The 14,546-nt window shown below is 44.0% G+C and carries 13 protein-coding genes and 5 tRNA genes; 12 read left to right on the top strand and 6 right to left on the bottom strand.

Annotation, left to right across the window (positions count from 1 at the left end; all coding sequences use genetic code 11):
- The first annotated feature begins 60 nt into the window (after positions 1 to 60).
- The 12 genes from tpiA (at position 61) to AC4MDD_RS16000 (ending at position 8,036) form a co-directional block, all read left to right on the top strand.
- The gene (gene tpiA, locus AC4MDD_RS16055; protein ID WP_491882009.1) at positions 61 to 852 is read left to right on the top strand and encodes a triose-phosphate isomerase; all 792 of its coding nucleotides are present in this window, start codon (positions 61 to 63) and stop codon (positions 850 to 852) included.
- A 13-nt stretch (positions 853 to 865) separates the two neighbouring features.
- Positions 866 to 1,195, top strand: coding sequence for a preprotein translocase subunit SecG (gene secG, locus AC4MDD_RS16050; protein WP_004692710.1), 330 nt, complete (start codon positions 866 to 868; stop codon positions 1,193 to 1,195).
- A gap of 53 nt (positions 1,196 to 1,248) precedes the next feature.
- Positions 1,249 to 1,333: transfer RNA gene (locus AC4MDD_RS16045), tRNA-Leu, on the top strand.
- A gap of 49 nt (positions 1,334 to 1,382) precedes the next feature.
- Positions 1,383 to 1,459: transfer RNA gene (locus AC4MDD_RS16040), tRNA-Met, on the top strand.
- A gap of 73 nt (positions 1,460 to 1,532) precedes the next feature.
- A tRNA-Met gene (locus tag AC4MDD_RS16035) sits at positions 1,533 to 1,609 on the top strand.
- Positions 1,610 to 1,677: 68 nt separating this feature from the next.
- Positions 1,678 to 1,754: transfer RNA gene (locus tag AC4MDD_RS16030), tRNA-Met, on the top strand.
- Positions 1,755 to 1,843: 89 nt separating this feature from the next.
- Positions 1,844 to 1,920, top strand: a tRNA-Met gene (locus AC4MDD_RS16025).
- 228 nt (positions 1,921 to 2,148) lie between these two features.
- Positions 2,149 to 2,673: a ribosome maturation factor RimP gene (rimP, locus tag AC4MDD_RS16020; RefSeq protein ID WP_004692708.1), complete on the top strand. Its 525-nt coding sequence runs from the start codon at positions 2,149 to 2,151 to the stop codon at positions 2,671 to 2,673.
- A 39-nt stretch (positions 2,674 to 2,712) separates the two neighbouring features.
- A complete protein-coding gene (gene nusA / locus AC4MDD_RS16015; protein ID WP_078425744.1) occupies positions 2,713 to 4,197 on the top strand; it encodes a transcription termination factor NusA in 1,485 nt (494 codons plus the stop codon).
- A 9-nt stretch (positions 4,198 to 4,206) separates the two neighbouring features.
- Positions 4,207 to 6,906 (top strand): translation initiation factor IF-2, encoded by a 2,700-nt coding sequence (infB, locus tag AC4MDD_RS16010; RefSeq protein WP_491882008.1) that lies wholly within the window; start codon positions 4,207 to 4,209, stop codon positions 6,904 to 6,906.
- Positions 6,906 to 7,310 carry a ribosome-binding factor A gene (locus tag AC4MDD_RS16005; protein WP_004978763.1) on the top strand — a complete coding sequence of 135 codons (405 nt, stop codon included), beginning with the start codon at positions 6,906 to 6,908 and terminating at the stop codon, positions 7,308 to 7,310. The genes infB and AC4MDD_RS16005 overlap by 1 nt, the downstream gene beginning before the upstream one ends.
- A gap of 192 nt (positions 7,311 to 7,502) precedes the next feature.
- Positions 7,503 to 8,036: an 8-oxoguanine DNA glycosylase OGG fold protein gene (locus AC4MDD_RS16000; protein ID WP_491882007.1), complete on the top strand. Its 534-nt coding sequence runs from the start codon at positions 7,503 to 7,505 to the stop codon at positions 8,034 to 8,036.
- A gap of 12 nt (positions 8,037 to 8,048) precedes the next feature.
- Here the strand turns inward: AC4MDD_RS16000 and AC4MDD_RS15995 are convergent, their stop codons facing one another.
- The 6 genes from AC4MDD_RS15995 to AC4MDD_RS15970 are packed head-to-tail and all read right to left on the bottom strand — an operon-like array spanning position 8,049 to position 14,270.
- On the bottom strand, positions 8,049 to 8,447 hold the full coding sequence (locus AC4MDD_RS15995) for a Na+/H+ antiporter subunit G (RefSeq protein WP_004692702.1): 399 nt from the start codon (positions 8,445 to 8,447) through the stop codon (positions 8,049 to 8,051).
- An 11-nt stretch (positions 8,448 to 8,458) separates the two neighbouring features.
- Positions 8,459 to 8,734 (bottom strand): monovalent cation/H+ antiporter subunit F, encoded by a 276-nt coding sequence (locus AC4MDD_RS15990; RefSeq protein WP_004692700.1) that lies wholly within the window; start codon positions 8,732 to 8,734, stop codon positions 8,459 to 8,461.
- The gene (locus AC4MDD_RS15985; protein WP_004978767.1) at positions 8,731 to 9,252 is read right to left on the bottom strand and encodes a Na+/H+ antiporter subunit E; all 522 of its coding nucleotides are present in this window, start codon (positions 9,250 to 9,252) and stop codon (positions 8,731 to 8,733) included. Before AC4MDD_RS15985 ends, AC4MDD_RS15990 begins: the two co-directional genes overlap by 4 nt.
- Positions 9,253 to 9,254: 2 nt before the next feature.
- Positions 9,255 to 11,063: a monovalent cation/H+ antiporter subunit D gene (locus tag AC4MDD_RS15980; RefSeq protein ID WP_491882006.1), complete on the bottom strand. Its 1,809-nt coding sequence runs from the start codon at positions 11,061 to 11,063 to the stop codon at positions 9,255 to 9,257.
- Positions 11,063 to 11,428 carry a Na+/H+ antiporter subunit C gene (locus tag AC4MDD_RS15975; RefSeq protein WP_004692695.1) on the bottom strand — a complete coding sequence of 122 codons (366 nt, stop codon included), beginning with the start codon at positions 11,426 to 11,428 and terminating at the stop codon, positions 11,063 to 11,065. The genes AC4MDD_RS15980 and AC4MDD_RS15975 overlap by 1 nt, the downstream gene beginning before the upstream one ends.
- A gap of 1 nt (position 11,429) precedes the next feature.
- The gene (locus tag AC4MDD_RS15970) at positions 11,430 to 14,270 is read right to left on the bottom strand and encodes a monovalent cation/H+ antiporter subunit A (protein ID WP_491882005.1); all 2,841 of its coding nucleotides are present in this window, start codon (positions 14,268 to 14,270) and stop codon (positions 11,430 to 11,432) included.
- Positions 14,271 to 14,546: the final 276 nt, after the last annotated feature.

Here is a 14,546-nt window from a genome sequence, read left to right as displayed (position 1 = left end):
AAAAATAAATACCGTGTAGAATGAGGCCGTTTTAATGAACTGTTTTGAATAGGGTGCTGTATGTCGGGTTCGACGATTAAGCCATGGGTTGTCGGCAATTGGAAGATGAACCCAATGCAGGCAGATGCCAAGCAATTGCTTCAAGAATTTAAACAGCTCTTGCAAGAGAATGAAATAGCAGAAGAAAAATGTAATATTGGACTTGCGCCTGTAATGCTGGCTTTGACTTCAACGCAGGCTGAATTGGCGAATGCTGCACGTTCAGTTTTTACTGTGGCGCAAGATGTTTCGCGTTTTGGCAACATGGGTGCATATACCGGTGAGGTGAGTGCAGAGCTGCTTAAAGATAGTCAAATTGAATATGTTTTAATTGGTCACTCAGAACGTCGTGAATATTTTGCTGAAAGTGCAGCAATTTTAAATGCGAAAGCTCAAAATTCCTTAAATGCGGGTTTAAACGTCATTTACTGTGTAGGTGAAAGTTTAGAGCAGCGTGAGTCTGGTCAGGCAGAAGTAGTGGTTTTACAACAAATTTGCGATTTAGCCAGTGTGGTAACGGCAGAGCAGTGGCCACATATTGTGATTGCCTACGAGCCGATTTGGGCCATTGGTACAGGAAAAACCGCTTCACCAGAAGACGCGCAAACCATGCATGCTAAAATCCGTGAAGGCCTCACCCAAATTACCAGCCATGGCGCGAACATGGCCATTTTATATGGTGGTAGTGTAAAAGCTGAAAATGCAGTAGAGTTAGCGGCCTGTCCAGATATCAATGGTGCACTCGTCGGTGGGGCATCTTTAAATGCAACGTCGTTTTATAAAATTGTCGAAGCATTTGCAAATACAAAATAATTAGGAGTTCAGCATGCAAACTTTTGTGCTGGTAGTACATATTATCTTAGCTGTGTTGATGATCGTGCTGATTTTGGTCCAGCATGGTAAAGGTGCAGATGCTGGTGCTTCGTTTGGTGGTGGCGGTGCTGCAACTGTATTTGGTGCATCAGGTTCAGGTAATTTCTTGACGCGATTGACTGCGGTTTTGACGGCCTTGTTTTTTATCACCAGTTTGTCACTTGCTGTGTTTGCCAAAAAGCAAACCACAGATGCCTATAGCTTAAAGTCAGTGCAAACGACAAGTTCTGCACCTGCACAATCGACTGAAACTTCGCCAGCTGCACCTAAAACAAGCGAATAATTGGAATTAGTCCTTTCTTTTTTGTGACGATGCTACTAGAATGCGTCACAGCTGCGGTGGTGGTGGAATTGGTAGACACGCTACCTTGAGGTGGTAGTGCTTTCGGGCGTGGGGGTTCAAGTCCCCCCTTCCGCACCAACTTATGAATCCAGAAGATTAAGTTGGTGTATGCAGCAAATTCTGTTGATGCGGGATGGAGCAGTCTGGTAGCTCGTCGGGCTCATAACCCGAAGGTCGTTGGTTCAAATCCAGCTCCCGCTACCAATCAATCTTATTTTAGAAGCAAACTAAAGTGAGTAACTTAAGTGATTAAGTTAAGAATATTTTTGCGTTTTGTTGCGGGATGGAGCAGTCTGGTAGCTCGTCGGGCTCATAACCCGAAGGTCGTTGGTTCAAATCCAGCTCCCGCTACCAATCTTATTTTAGATGCAAACTAAAATAAGCAGTTTAAGTGATTAAATTGAATAATTTTTGCGTTTTGTTGCGGGATGGAGCAGTCTGGTAGCTCGTCGGGCTCATAACCCGAAGGTCGTTGGTTCAAATCCAGCTCCCGCTACCAATTTGATTTAGGTGCAACTAAATCAGAGCAAGTACGAAGTATTTAGATTGAAAAATAGTTCATATTTGTATATAATTTTTGCACGTTGATGCGGGATGGAGCAGTCTGGTAGCTCGTCGGGCTCATAACCCGAAGGTCGTTGGTTCAAATCCAGCTCCCGCTACCAAGTTTCTAAAAAGAGGCTCACAACAAGGTGGGCCTTTTTGCACAGTGGATATTAATTTTCTGTGCAATAATTGGGGCGATTACGCCCTTTTTTATTGGCTATCGTGTAGTGTCGATGTGAGCCGGATACGGTGAAAGTCAAAGTGTCATGTTCCACTACTACTATAGTTTGTATTGGCTTGTAGTGGTCTGTTTCGGCCATTGAATCGCACAAAAATGACGAGAGTAAATGAAGCTATCAAATAAAACTCAAGCACTCCAAGACTTAATTGCTCCTGCAGTGCAAGCCTGTGGTGTTGATCTTTGGGGGATTGAATTCCTTCCTCAAGGAAAACGTTCTTTATTGCGCATTTATATCGACAAAGCTGTCGACGAAAATGCAGAACCCATCATCAATGAAGATGGTGAAGAAGAGCAGGGCCGTGGCATCGGTGTACAAGACTGTGTACGCGTGACCCAGCAAGTCGGCGCAATGATGGATGTCCATGATCCAATTTCAGGTGAATATGCACTTGAAGTGTCATCTCCGGGTTGGGATCGTCCATTTTTCCAACTTGAACAATTACCTGCATATATTGGTCAACAGATCGCTTTCCGTTTGATCAGTGCAGTCGATAACCGTCGTAAATTCCAAGCTAAATTGGTTGCTGTAGATCTTGAAGCTGAAATGATTCAAGTCGAAGTGGAAAAGCAACAGGTGCTTGAAATCGATAGTAATAATATTGATAAAGCCAATTTGGTCTATCAAGATTAATTCATTTAATAAATAAGAATCTGAACGAATAGGTGGCTTATGGCACGTGAAATTCTTACCGTAGTTGAAACGGTTAGTAATGAAAAAGGTGTACCTCGTGAAGCGATTTTCGAAGCCTTAGAACAAGCGCTTGTTGCTGCGACTAAAAAGAAATTTTACGAAGGAACAAACTCTGAAGAAGCTCAGCTTCGTGTAGAGATTGATCGTAAAACGGGCGAATACAGCACTTTCCGTCAATGGGAAGTGGTTGCGGATGAAGATCATGAAATGCCAGCATGTCAAGATGCGATTTCTGATGTTGATCCTGCACAATGGTCGATTGGTGATATTCGTGAGCTTGAAGTGCCTTCAATTGACTTCGGTCGTATTGCGGCGCAAATTGCAAAACAAGTGATTGTTCAAAAGATACGCGAAGCTGAACGTGCGCTGATTGCAGATGCCTACGAGTCTAAAGTGGGTGAGTTGATCTACGGTGAAGTGAAAAAGCAAACCAAAGATGGCTTTATCATTGACTTAGGTGACAATGCTGAAGCGTATCTTGCACGTGAAGAAATGATTGCAAAAGAAATTTTGCGTCCGAAGCAACGTGTAAATGCGATTTTGTTCAATGTGAATCGTGAAGGTCGTGGTGCTCAACTACAATTGTCACGTGCCAAGCCTGAAATGCTCATCGCTTTGATGAAGAAAGAAATTCCTGAAATTTCTGAAGAAATCATTGAGATTAAAGCGGCAGCGCGTCAACCTGGTGTTCGTGCTAAAATTGCTGTGAAAACCAATGATCATCGTATTGATCCAGTGGGTGCATGTATTGGTATGCGTGGTACACGTATCCAAGCAGTTCAGCAAGAATTGAACGGTGAGCGTATTGATGTTGTTGTATGGTCTGATGATCCTGCACAGTACATTGCAAGTGCTTTAGAGCCAGCAGATGTATCGGGTATTGTGATTGATGAAGAAGAACGTACAGCGGACATTATTTTCGCAACTAGCGATCAATTAGCGCGTGCGATTGGTTCACAAGGTCAAAACGTACGTTTAGCCTCTGAACTTACAGGCTACAAACTCAACATGATGCTTGAAGATGAGTATCATGCTCGTCAGCAAAATGAAGCACAACAATACTTAGACCTATTTGTATCGCGTCTAGATATTGAAGAAGATTTGGCAATGGCATTGGTTGAAATGGGCTTTACTTCTTTAGAAGAGATTGCTTATGTTCCAGCTGAAACATTTGACGAAATCGAGCTAGATGCTGAAGTTGTTGAATTACTTCAAAGTCGTGCCAAAGAAGTTACATTGGCTGATGCATTACAGCAGCAAGAAAACATCCAAGATCCAAGCGCGGAACTCGTTGCAATGGAAGGGATGACGCAAGAGATTGCTTATGCACTTGCAGCACGTGGTGTCATCACAATTGATGACTTGGCTGACCAAGCGACTGACGATATTGCTGATATTGAAAGTCTAGGTACAGAGAAAGCAGGTCAACTTATTATGAAAGCGCGCGAATCATGGTTTAACTAGGAGATCTACATGACGGATAAGACGATACAAGAGTTAGCTCTCAGTGTGAACCGCCCTGTTGAGAAGGTCCTAGAGCAGGTTCGTGATGCTGGTTTACCACAGCGTAAATCGGACGATATAATCTCTACTGAACAACAAGATGCCCTCGTGCACCATTTGAAGAAAATTCATGGTCAAAACGATGGTCAGGCAGGAAAAATCACGTTGAAACGTAAAACGACCAGTACCGCTAAAGTAGCGAGTACTTCAGGTAAGGCAAAAACGATTAATGTAGAAGTTCGCAAGAAACATACATTTACCAAGCCAGATCCAGAACAAATTAAAGCGGAAGCTTTGGCAAAAGCGCAAGCTGAGCAACAAGCTCGTGCGAACGTTCAAGCTATGGTTGAACCTAAAGCTGAAACTCCAGCAGTAAATAAAGCAGCTGCAAACTTTGAAGCAATGCGTGCTGCTGCAAAGCAAGAAACGACGAAGCAAGAAGTTGCGAAAGCTGCGGTAGTTGTGAAGCGTAAATCAAACAATAAGCCTGTGGTTAAAGCACAAGTTAAAGTTGTTGAAACACCTGAACAGAAAAAAGCACGTGAAGCTCAAGCCGCTCAATTAAAAGCGACCGAAGAAGCAGCACGTCGTAAGGCAGCTGAAGAAGCGCAGCAACGTACACTTGAACAAATGCGTCAAATGGCATCTAAGTATTCTAACGAAGATGCAACTGCGACCATTCGTGTTGTGGATGATTCTCCACTTGCTGCGGGTCTAGTTGGCCAAGCATATGAAGATTCATTTGCGAAAGAAGACCGTGACATCAAACGTGGTACCAATACACCAAGTACACGTGCACCGAAAAAAGGTGGTCGTCGTGGTCAGGAAGAGCAAAGTTTCAGCAAGCAACCTAAACGTGGTCTGAAAACAAGTCAGGCTGGTAAACATGGTTTTGAAAAACCAGTTAAGAAACAAGTTTATGATGTTGAAATTGGCGAAACTATTGTTGTTGCAGATCTTGCAGCAAAAATGGCGATTAAAGTACGTGAAGTAATTAAATCACTCATGAAAATGGGTGAGCTGGTTACTCAGAACCAAGCGATTGAGCAAGAAATTGCTGCATTGATCGTAGAAGAAATGGGTCATAACCCTGTTCTTGTATCGGATACGCAAGCTGAAGATAACTTACTTGAAGCAGCTGAAGGCGCGCGTGGTGCTCAATCTACACGTGCACCAGTGGTGACCATCATGGGGCACGTTGACCATGGTAAAACATCGCTTCTTGATCGTATTCGTCGTGCGAAAGTTGCTCAAGGCGAAGCGGGCGGTATCACACAGCATATCGGTGCGTACCACGTTACAACTAACAAAGGTATGATCACTTTCCTTGATACCCCTGGACATGCTGCATTTACTGCAATGCGTTCACGTGGTGCGAAAGCGACTGATATCGTGGTTCTTGTTGTAGCAGCAGATGATGGTGTTATGCCACAAACTGCGGAAGCAATTGATCATGCACGTGCAGCTGGTACACCAATTATTGTTGCAATCAACAAAATGGATAAAGAATCGGCTGATCCAGATCGCGTATTGAACGAATTGACAGTAAAAGAAATCGTGCCAGAACAATGGGGCGGTGATGTACCTGTTGCAATGGTTTCAGCACATTCTGGTCAAGGTATCGATGAGCTTCTAGATTTGATTTCAATCCAAGCTGAATTGCTTGAATTGAAAGCATCTGAAGAGGGTGCTGCACAAGGTGTCGTGATTGAAGCACGTGTAGACAACAGCCGTGGTGCGGTAACGTCTATCCTTGTTCAAAACGGTACATTGAAAGTAGGTGACCTGGTTCTTGCGGGTGCATCTTACGGTCGCGTTCGTGCAATGACAGATGAAAACGGTAAACGTATTCAATCTGCAGGTCCTTCAATTCCAGTTGAAATTTTAGGTCTACCTGAAGCGCCAATGGCGGGTGATGAAGTTCTTGTTGTAAGCGATGAGAAGAAAGCACGTGAAGTTGCTGATGCGCGTATGGATCGTGAACGTCAAAAACGTCTTGAGCGTCAAAGTGCAATGCGTCTTGAAAATATCATGGCGTCTATGGGCAAGAAAGATGTGCCTATCGTCAATGTGGTATTGAAAACTGATGTACGTGGTACATTGGAAGCATTACATGTTGCTCTTGCTGACCTTGCAACAGACGAAGTTAAAGTTCGTATCATTGGCTCAGGTGTTGGTGCGATCACTGAATCTGACGTGACACTAGCTGAATCTTCTGAAGCAGTTCTTCTTGGCTTTAACGTACGTGCGGATAACGCAGCGCGTCAAAAAGCGGATGCTGACGGCATCGATATTCGTTACTACTCAATCATCTATCAATTGATTGATGATGTGAAAGCAGCGATGAGCGGTAAGCTTGCTCCAGAACACCGTGAAACAATTCTGGGTGTGGCTGAAGTACGTGAAGTGTTCCACTCAAGTAAGTTTGGTGCAGCAGCAGGCTGTATGGTACTTGAGGGTATGTTACATCGCAATAAACCAATTCGTATCCTTCGTGATGACGTGGTTGTGTTCCAAGGTGAGCTTGAGTCACTTCGTCGCTATAAAGAAGTGGTTGAAGAAGTTCGTGCAGGTATGGAATGTGGTCTTGCGGTTAAAGGTTATAAAGACATCAAAGAAAAAGACAAGATCGAAGTCTATGATGTTCAATTGATCAAACGGAGTCTTTAATGGCGGGTAGTCAACGTCTTAAGCGCATGGCGGATACAGTACAACGTGAGTTGTCTGAACTGATTCGTCAAGAGTTGAAAGATCCACGCTTAGGTGGTCTCGTGACCATCTCTGCGGTGAAGGTTAGTCCAGACTTAGGTTATGCTGAAGTATATGTGACTGTGATGGGCCGTGAGCTTGGCGATGAGCAAAGTGAAGCAGCCAATAAAGAAACGCTAGATGTGCTGAACAAAGCATCTGGTTTCTTGCGTCACGAACTCGGCCGTCGTATTAAGACACGTATTACACCGCGTTTGCGTTTCCATTACGATAAAACCAATGCATATGGTAACTATATGTTTGGCCTGATTGCTGAAGCAGTGAAGGATTTACCCGCTGACGAAGCAAACAAAGATGATGAATAATTCAGTCTAACTGAATCAAAAAGCCACCTTCGGGTGGCTTTTTTTATAATTGTATATAGATAAAAATAGATGGAGATTTTAAAAATGTTGTATCTGAGCGAGCCTCAATTATTAGAGATCCGGAGTCTGGATCCGTTGAGAGAATCTAAATTTAAGTATAATTCTACTCGATGGCTGAGTTTGGATCAGAACTTGAAAAGTATTACAAAGGACTATTGTGATGATGATATTTCAAGAGAACAGGTCATTAAATGTTTTAGGGATTATTTTGATTGCAAAGTTAGTGTGGAGTTACCTTTTGTACTGACGATGATTTGGGGTTTTGCTGATATTGGTTATGGTACATTTAGGACGAATAAATATTATACTTCAGAGAATATGGAGCTCATGGAGTTGGCGTTCACGCATGTAAAAAGGAAGAATATTCAACAAGCCTATAGAACATTGAAGTTAATTAATGGTTTGAATATTAGCTATATTTCTAAATTGCTCTATTTTTCAACTCGTGCTTTGGAGCATTCGGACTATTGTTTAATTTTTGATATTCGAGTGGCTAGAGCCTTAATTAGACTGACTTGTCCGGCAACACTAGTGAATTTAATTGAGGTGACACCATCCAATAAGTTTGAACACTATAATCAGTACAATATACAGATGCATCAATTAGCGCAACAACACCATATCAGTGCCGAAGCGCTAGAAATGTATTTATTTTTATATCCTTAAGGATACAAACGTTTAAAGACGATGTTCAGTGTCTTCATGCTTATTGCTAAAAGCTCTGCGGCGGGTACGTTGCCAAGGCAGTGGACGGTTGAGTGCTTCTGGAACGTCACCACTCAGCGAGCGTAAGCGCAAATGTAGCGCCGCTTGTGCCATTAAATTCGCCGATACGGGTGCGGTTAAAAAGGCAAACAGCGTTAATAACAGCTCAGCAAAACCAAAGCGTCCTTGGAATGCAGAATAGATCATTGCCGCGATCAAGAAGCTCCCTAAGCCTAAGGTGCTGGACTTGGTTGGGGCATGCAGGCGCATGAATAAATCGGGCAGGCGCACCATTCCAATTCCTCCGACCAGCATGAAGAAAGTGCCGATCATGAGAAAAATGGAGACTAAAATTTCCATCGTAAGTTGCATCGATCTTGCTCCTAGTCAATCACATGACCTGAGGTGAAGTAGCGTGCTAACGCGGCTGTAGAGACAAAGCCGAGCATCGCAACCAAAAGAGCACCTTCAAATAATGAAGTGCTGGCCCAGTAAATGCCTAAAATAATAATGAGGCAGATTGCATTTAAAAAGAGTGTATCGAGTGCTAAGAGTCGGTCTACAATCGATGGGCCGATGATTAAGCGAATTAAGCACAGCAACATTGAAATGGTGACAGCGATTAAACAAATCCCGAGGGCATAAGGCAAAATAGTCATGCTTTGTCTCCTGCTTCGACACCAAAAATTTGCATCAACGGTTTTTCATAACGCGCTTTGATATTTTCAATCTCGGCATTTTCATCATCGGTGCTGAGGGCGTGAACTAAAATGTCTCCACGATCTTGATCGATGCCTGCTGAAACAGTGCCTGGTGTGGTGGTAATAATCATCGCCAGTAAGGTGTTTACTTCCTCATGTTGTGTTTCCAACGGAACACGAAACCACTTGGGTTGTAGACGATCAATTGGGCCGAGGACCAATTTAGCCACTTGAATATTCGACACCACAATGTCGTATAACACCACAAAAAATAGTTTCAGCGCCGCTTTCCATTCAATATTTGGAGTGTAAGTAATGAATGGTCTGATCAGACGCGGAATAAAAATAGCCAGTAAAAATGCCATCACTAAGCTGGCTGCATCGACACTATGTGCCAACATCACCCAGCTCAGCGCAACAATCACCGAGACAAAAGGGTGGGGTAACCAACGCTCCAAAAACGACGTTTTTTTCATGTTTAAGGCTCCACCATCGGTTGTAGGCTTTCAGCATCGGGATTCACTTCAGCCTGTTGTTGCTGTTGCATTTGGCGTTTTTTGTATTCGGAAATATGTTCGCCTTCCAGTGTTTCTTCTGAAATTAAATATGGAATCAAATGTGCATTTGGATCCACCCGTTCGCCACCATATTTGGTTTCAGGTAAATTTTCACTGTCGAAAGGTTGTACGCTAATGGTTTGCCCATGCTCATCAGTTTTGAGTAAAGTCTGTTCATAGAGCACATTATTTTGGATTTGCTCAGCCGTTTGGTAAGTGTACTTTTGAATTGGACCTGCAAACACCATATAAGCGATTAAACCGACCAACAAGAGATAGATGGTTTTGTCATTGCGCTTCGGTGCTTGTTCAGGCAAAGCTTGGTACGCGGCATAAGCAGCTTCATCAGGGTTGTCTTCTGGTTTAGTTGCGCGCCAAAAAATCACGAAACCCACACGTGTAAACGCAATAATACTTAATAAACTCACCACTAAAACGGTCACAATAATCAGCAATTGATACGGTGAGTGTGCGGTGGTCTGAAGAATAAACACTTTGCCTAAGAAGCCACTAAAGGGTGGTAAACCTGCCATCATCAAGGCAATGGTGAAATAGGTTAACGCCACCACCTTATGCTGTTTCATTTGCGGTGCAATTTTAAAGTGGTCTTTAAACTCACCACGTTGAGAGGTAATCCAACCACTTAAAATATAGAAAGCTGCCGCAATAATGGTACTGTGCACCAAATAATACAGTGCCGCTGCCCATGCCAAGGTATTGAACAGGGAAATGGCGATTAAAATCGTGCCGACAGAAGACAAAATCATAAAGCCAATGAAACGACGTAAGCGTTCAGCACCCATTGCACCAATCACACCATAGACTGAGGTAATTAAACCAATCGGCAATAAAATGTATTGCAGGATTTCACGGCTAATTGCATCATCAAATACAGTACCATTAACACGTAAAATGGCATAAATACCGACTTTGGTCATGATGGTGAACAGGGCTGCTACAGGAGTGGTTGCAACCGCATAGGTTTTCGGTAGCCAAAAACCGACAGGTAGCATGGCTGCCTTAATGCCAAAGACTGTAAACAACAACAGCCCGCCAGCAACAGCGATACGATGTTGATCGCCTTCTAATAGAGGCATCAAACGTGCAACATCCGCCATATTGAGGCTGCCGACGCTGCCGTAAATCATGCCCAGACCAATCAGAAACAGAGCTGATGCCAACAAGTTAATAGTGACATAGTGAATGCCGAGTTGAAAACGCGCTTTGCCTTGGCCATGCAGTAACAGGACATAGGAGGCCATTAATAAAATTTCAAAGAATACAAACAGGTTAAATAAGTCGCCTGTCAGGAAGGCACCGGTTAAACCCATCAGTAGGAAATGGCACATGGCATGGAAATAACGGCCACGTTCATCCCATTCTTTGCTGGCAAACCACATCACTGGAACAGCCAAGCCGTAGGTTAAAACCAACATCAGGGCAGACAGTTGGTCGAGGACTAAAACAATACCAAATGGTGCTGCCCATTCACCAAGGTTATAAACACTGATTTGCCCTGAGCTGGCAAAGATCAGATAGTTGACCGCTGTAAATAAACCCAACAGGCCAGAGGTATAACTGATGCCTCGACGCCACGGTTGTCGCCAGTCTTGTGCTAAAGAACCTGATCCAGGATTGCCCAATAACACCAAAATAAAGGCGGTAATGGCAGGAATTAAAATACTAAAAATTGGAGTGTGTTCGGTCCAAAATTGGATGAGGTCATTCATTATGGCTCATCCTCACGTGGGTCAATTTGTGGTATTTCTTCTTTAGAGTCAACGTGGTCGGTTCCTGTTTCATAACGACTGCGTAAAGCCAGTTGTACAATAAACGCCGTGGTAGCAAAGCCAATCACAATCGCGGTTAACACCAAGGCTTGTGGCAAAGGGTCAGTGGCTTTGCTGGCTTCCGTGAGTACCGCGGGTGCATTAAGTTGAAGTCGCCCCATGGCAAATAAAAATAAATTGACGGCATAACCAATCATGGCCAAGCCAAGTACCACAGGGAAGGTACGGGCACGCAAAATCAGATAGATGCCTGTGGCAGTCAACAGACCAATAGCGGAGGCAAGTAACAGTTCTAAACTAATCATATTAATCCCCCTTTGGTACTGGACCAGACATACTAGAGTGACGTGAGTCCCCAAGTACTGAAATAAGTAGCATGGTTGCACCTACGACCGTGATATAAACCCCGACATCGAACAGTGCAGCTGTCGCTAGGTGCATTTCGCCTAAGATCGGTGGCGACACATAAAAGTGTGCACTGGTGAGGAAGGGGCGTCCCCAGAACCATGCGCCTAAGCCTGTTAATCCTGCAATGACCAGACCTGTTCCAATCCAGATTTCATACAAACGACCAGACTTGGCTTTGAGCAGCTGTTCTGCATGATCTTGACCGAGTGCCATGTACTGAATAATCAAGGCCAAAGCGGTAATCAAACCCGCGATAAACCCGCCCCCAGGCAGATTATGTCCACGTAAGAAGATATACAGGCTAACCACCAAGGCAATCGGTAATATCCAAGATGCAGTGATACGAAGCATCAACGGCGATGGATTAAAACGGTAACTAAGACCTTTGGTCATGGTGGTGCCGTGGGTACGCATACCATCCATTAGGCATAGCGCACCAATGCCTGCAATGCCGAGGACTGTAATTTCACCGAAAGTATCGAAACCACGGAAATCGACTAAAATTACGTTGACCACGTTGGTACCGCCGCCTAATGGAATCGACTGCTGCATGAAGAACCATGAAATGGAGTTGTGATCACGGGTCAAGATAAGCCATGTGATCCATGCAATGCCAAGCCCGCCGCCAATCGCAATCAGGGCATCTCGCCAACGGCGTGATACACTCGACTCATAGGGAGTGAGTTGTGGTAAAAGCGATAAACTCATCAATAACAGTACGGTGGTGACCACATCTACGGTGATTTGTGTCAAAGCCAAATCAGGCGCAGAGAAGCAGATAAAGACCATAGTCACGACTAAACCAATCGCACCGCTGATCAATACTGCTTTAATCCGTTCGTGGTGGAACCACAACATCATCCAGCAAGAAGAGAATAACAGTAGCCACAGTACAATCGCTAAAGCAGGGGCATGGGTGAGTTCACGGGTGCCTGTGGTCAGCCCTTGTCCTAAAAATGGAAGTGATACTATGGCAATACTGAAGACCACAATCCAAAGAATATAACTTTGTAATTTGCCGTTTTCAGTCCAGCGTTTAAATTTGCGTGAGTTGAGCAAAAGTGACTTAAGGAATAAGTCAAAGGCAACTCGACCTTGTAGGCGACCTAAATATGGATCGAGATCAATTTCTCGAATTTTGCCACCCTTCGCGAGACTGAAATAGAAAATCAGACCGCCAATCGATGCAATCAGGCTCATCAATAATGGCATGTTAAAACCATGCCATAGAGCAAGATGTACGCCTTCAAAGTCCATCACTTGGGTGCTGGCGCGTGCTGTGCTGTTGACGATATTTTCAACCAAGAGAGCAGGGAATAAGCCGACTAAAATACACAAAATCGCCAGTAAAGTGGCCGGTGCACGCATGCCAAACGGCGGCTCATGCGCATCTTTGTTCGGAACTTGCTTGCCTAATGGGCCATCGAAGAAAACCCCATGTACCAAACGCACAGAGTAAGCGACTGCAAAAATCCCCGCCAGTGTCGCGACAATCGCCGAGCAGATGAGCACAGGACCAGACAGATTGCTGAGCAGTTCAGTAAAGAACATTTCTTTAGATAAGAAACCGTTGGTCAAGGGTACGCCGGCCATCGATGCTGCAGTGACCATCGTCAAAGTAGCCGTATAAGGTAGCAGTTGCCATAACCCACTAAGCTTACGTAAATCACGTGTGCCTGACTCATGATCGATAATACCTGCGATCATGAACAGCGCTGCTTTAAAGGTGGCATGGTTAATAATATGGAAAATAGCCGCAGCCACAGCCAATGGTGATCCGATTCCCAAGAGACACATGATCAAGCCGAGATGGCTGATGGTTGAATAGGCCAATAAACCTTTCAGGTCTTCTTTAAAGATGGCAAAAAATGCAGCCATACACAGGGTAAATAGGCCAATAAAGGTGACCAAATTATGGAACAGTGCCGCACCTGCAAAAATGGGTAACAGTCGTGCCACCAAGAAAATACCCGCTTTTACCATGGTTGCTGAGTGTAAATAAGCAGACACGGGGGTCGGGGCTGCCATCGCGTTGGGTAGCCAAAAATGGAATGGAAATTGCGCACTTTTGGTAAAAGCACCGAGTAAAATCAGCAGCAACGTAGGAACAAATAAAGCATGACTTTGAATTTGTGCTGTCATTGTCAAGATTTGATCAATCTCGTAGGTACCTGTGATTTGACCGAGCAAGATGAAACCACCTAGCATGGCTAATCCGCCCATACCCGTAATGGTCAATGCCATGCGTGAGCCGCGTTGCGCCGCGTCGTAATTGCTCCAATAACCGACCAACAGAAAAGAGGAGATACTGGTTAACTCCCAAAAAACGAGGAGTAAAATTAAATTATTGGAGAGAGAAATCCCGAGCATGGCTGCCATGAACAACATGAGCAGTAGATAGAGTTTATTGAGAGAATTTTTTGGGCCTAAATAAAAATAGGCATAAATATAAATGAGCGTCCCGATGCCACTAATGAGTAAGGCAAAGAGTAGGCCTAATGCGTCTAGACGGAAGCTGAAGTCAATTCCAAGCTGCGGCAACCATGACCACGACTGCGTAATGACAGCGCCATTAAACACCTCTCGTGCTTGGGTCAGTAATAAGCCTAAACTTGTCATACTGACCCCAACAGCTGCGAAGGCGGTTAGCCTACGTGAGCTCTGCTTCAGTAATGAGACAAGGGTTGTGCCAAGTATTAACGGTAACAATATAATAATCGGTAGCACACTCGTTTCCATTGTCGTGAATAGGTCAAAACCTATTGGTGAATCTCATCTTTCAAGGATTACAGGACTGCAAAGAGCAGCCCAAGAGTCTCAATCTTGAAAGCCAATGTGAAATTTAAAAATAATGAAGTTGTGTTGCGCAACTCATGAAGCGTTATAGCAAAATCCGATTTCAGTTAGAAATTTGCAAGTAAAACCGATCATATAACATGACTAAAACAACATCAATCTTTTTTGCGCTGACGCAAAACATTATACGCGTGATGGTTGTTTCTTGGTGGATGACAG

The sequence above is a fragment of the Acinetobacter sp. CAU_H_29a_1 genome, from assembly GCF_058599505.1.
This window is presented reverse-complemented; position numbering and strand designations above follow the sequence as displayed.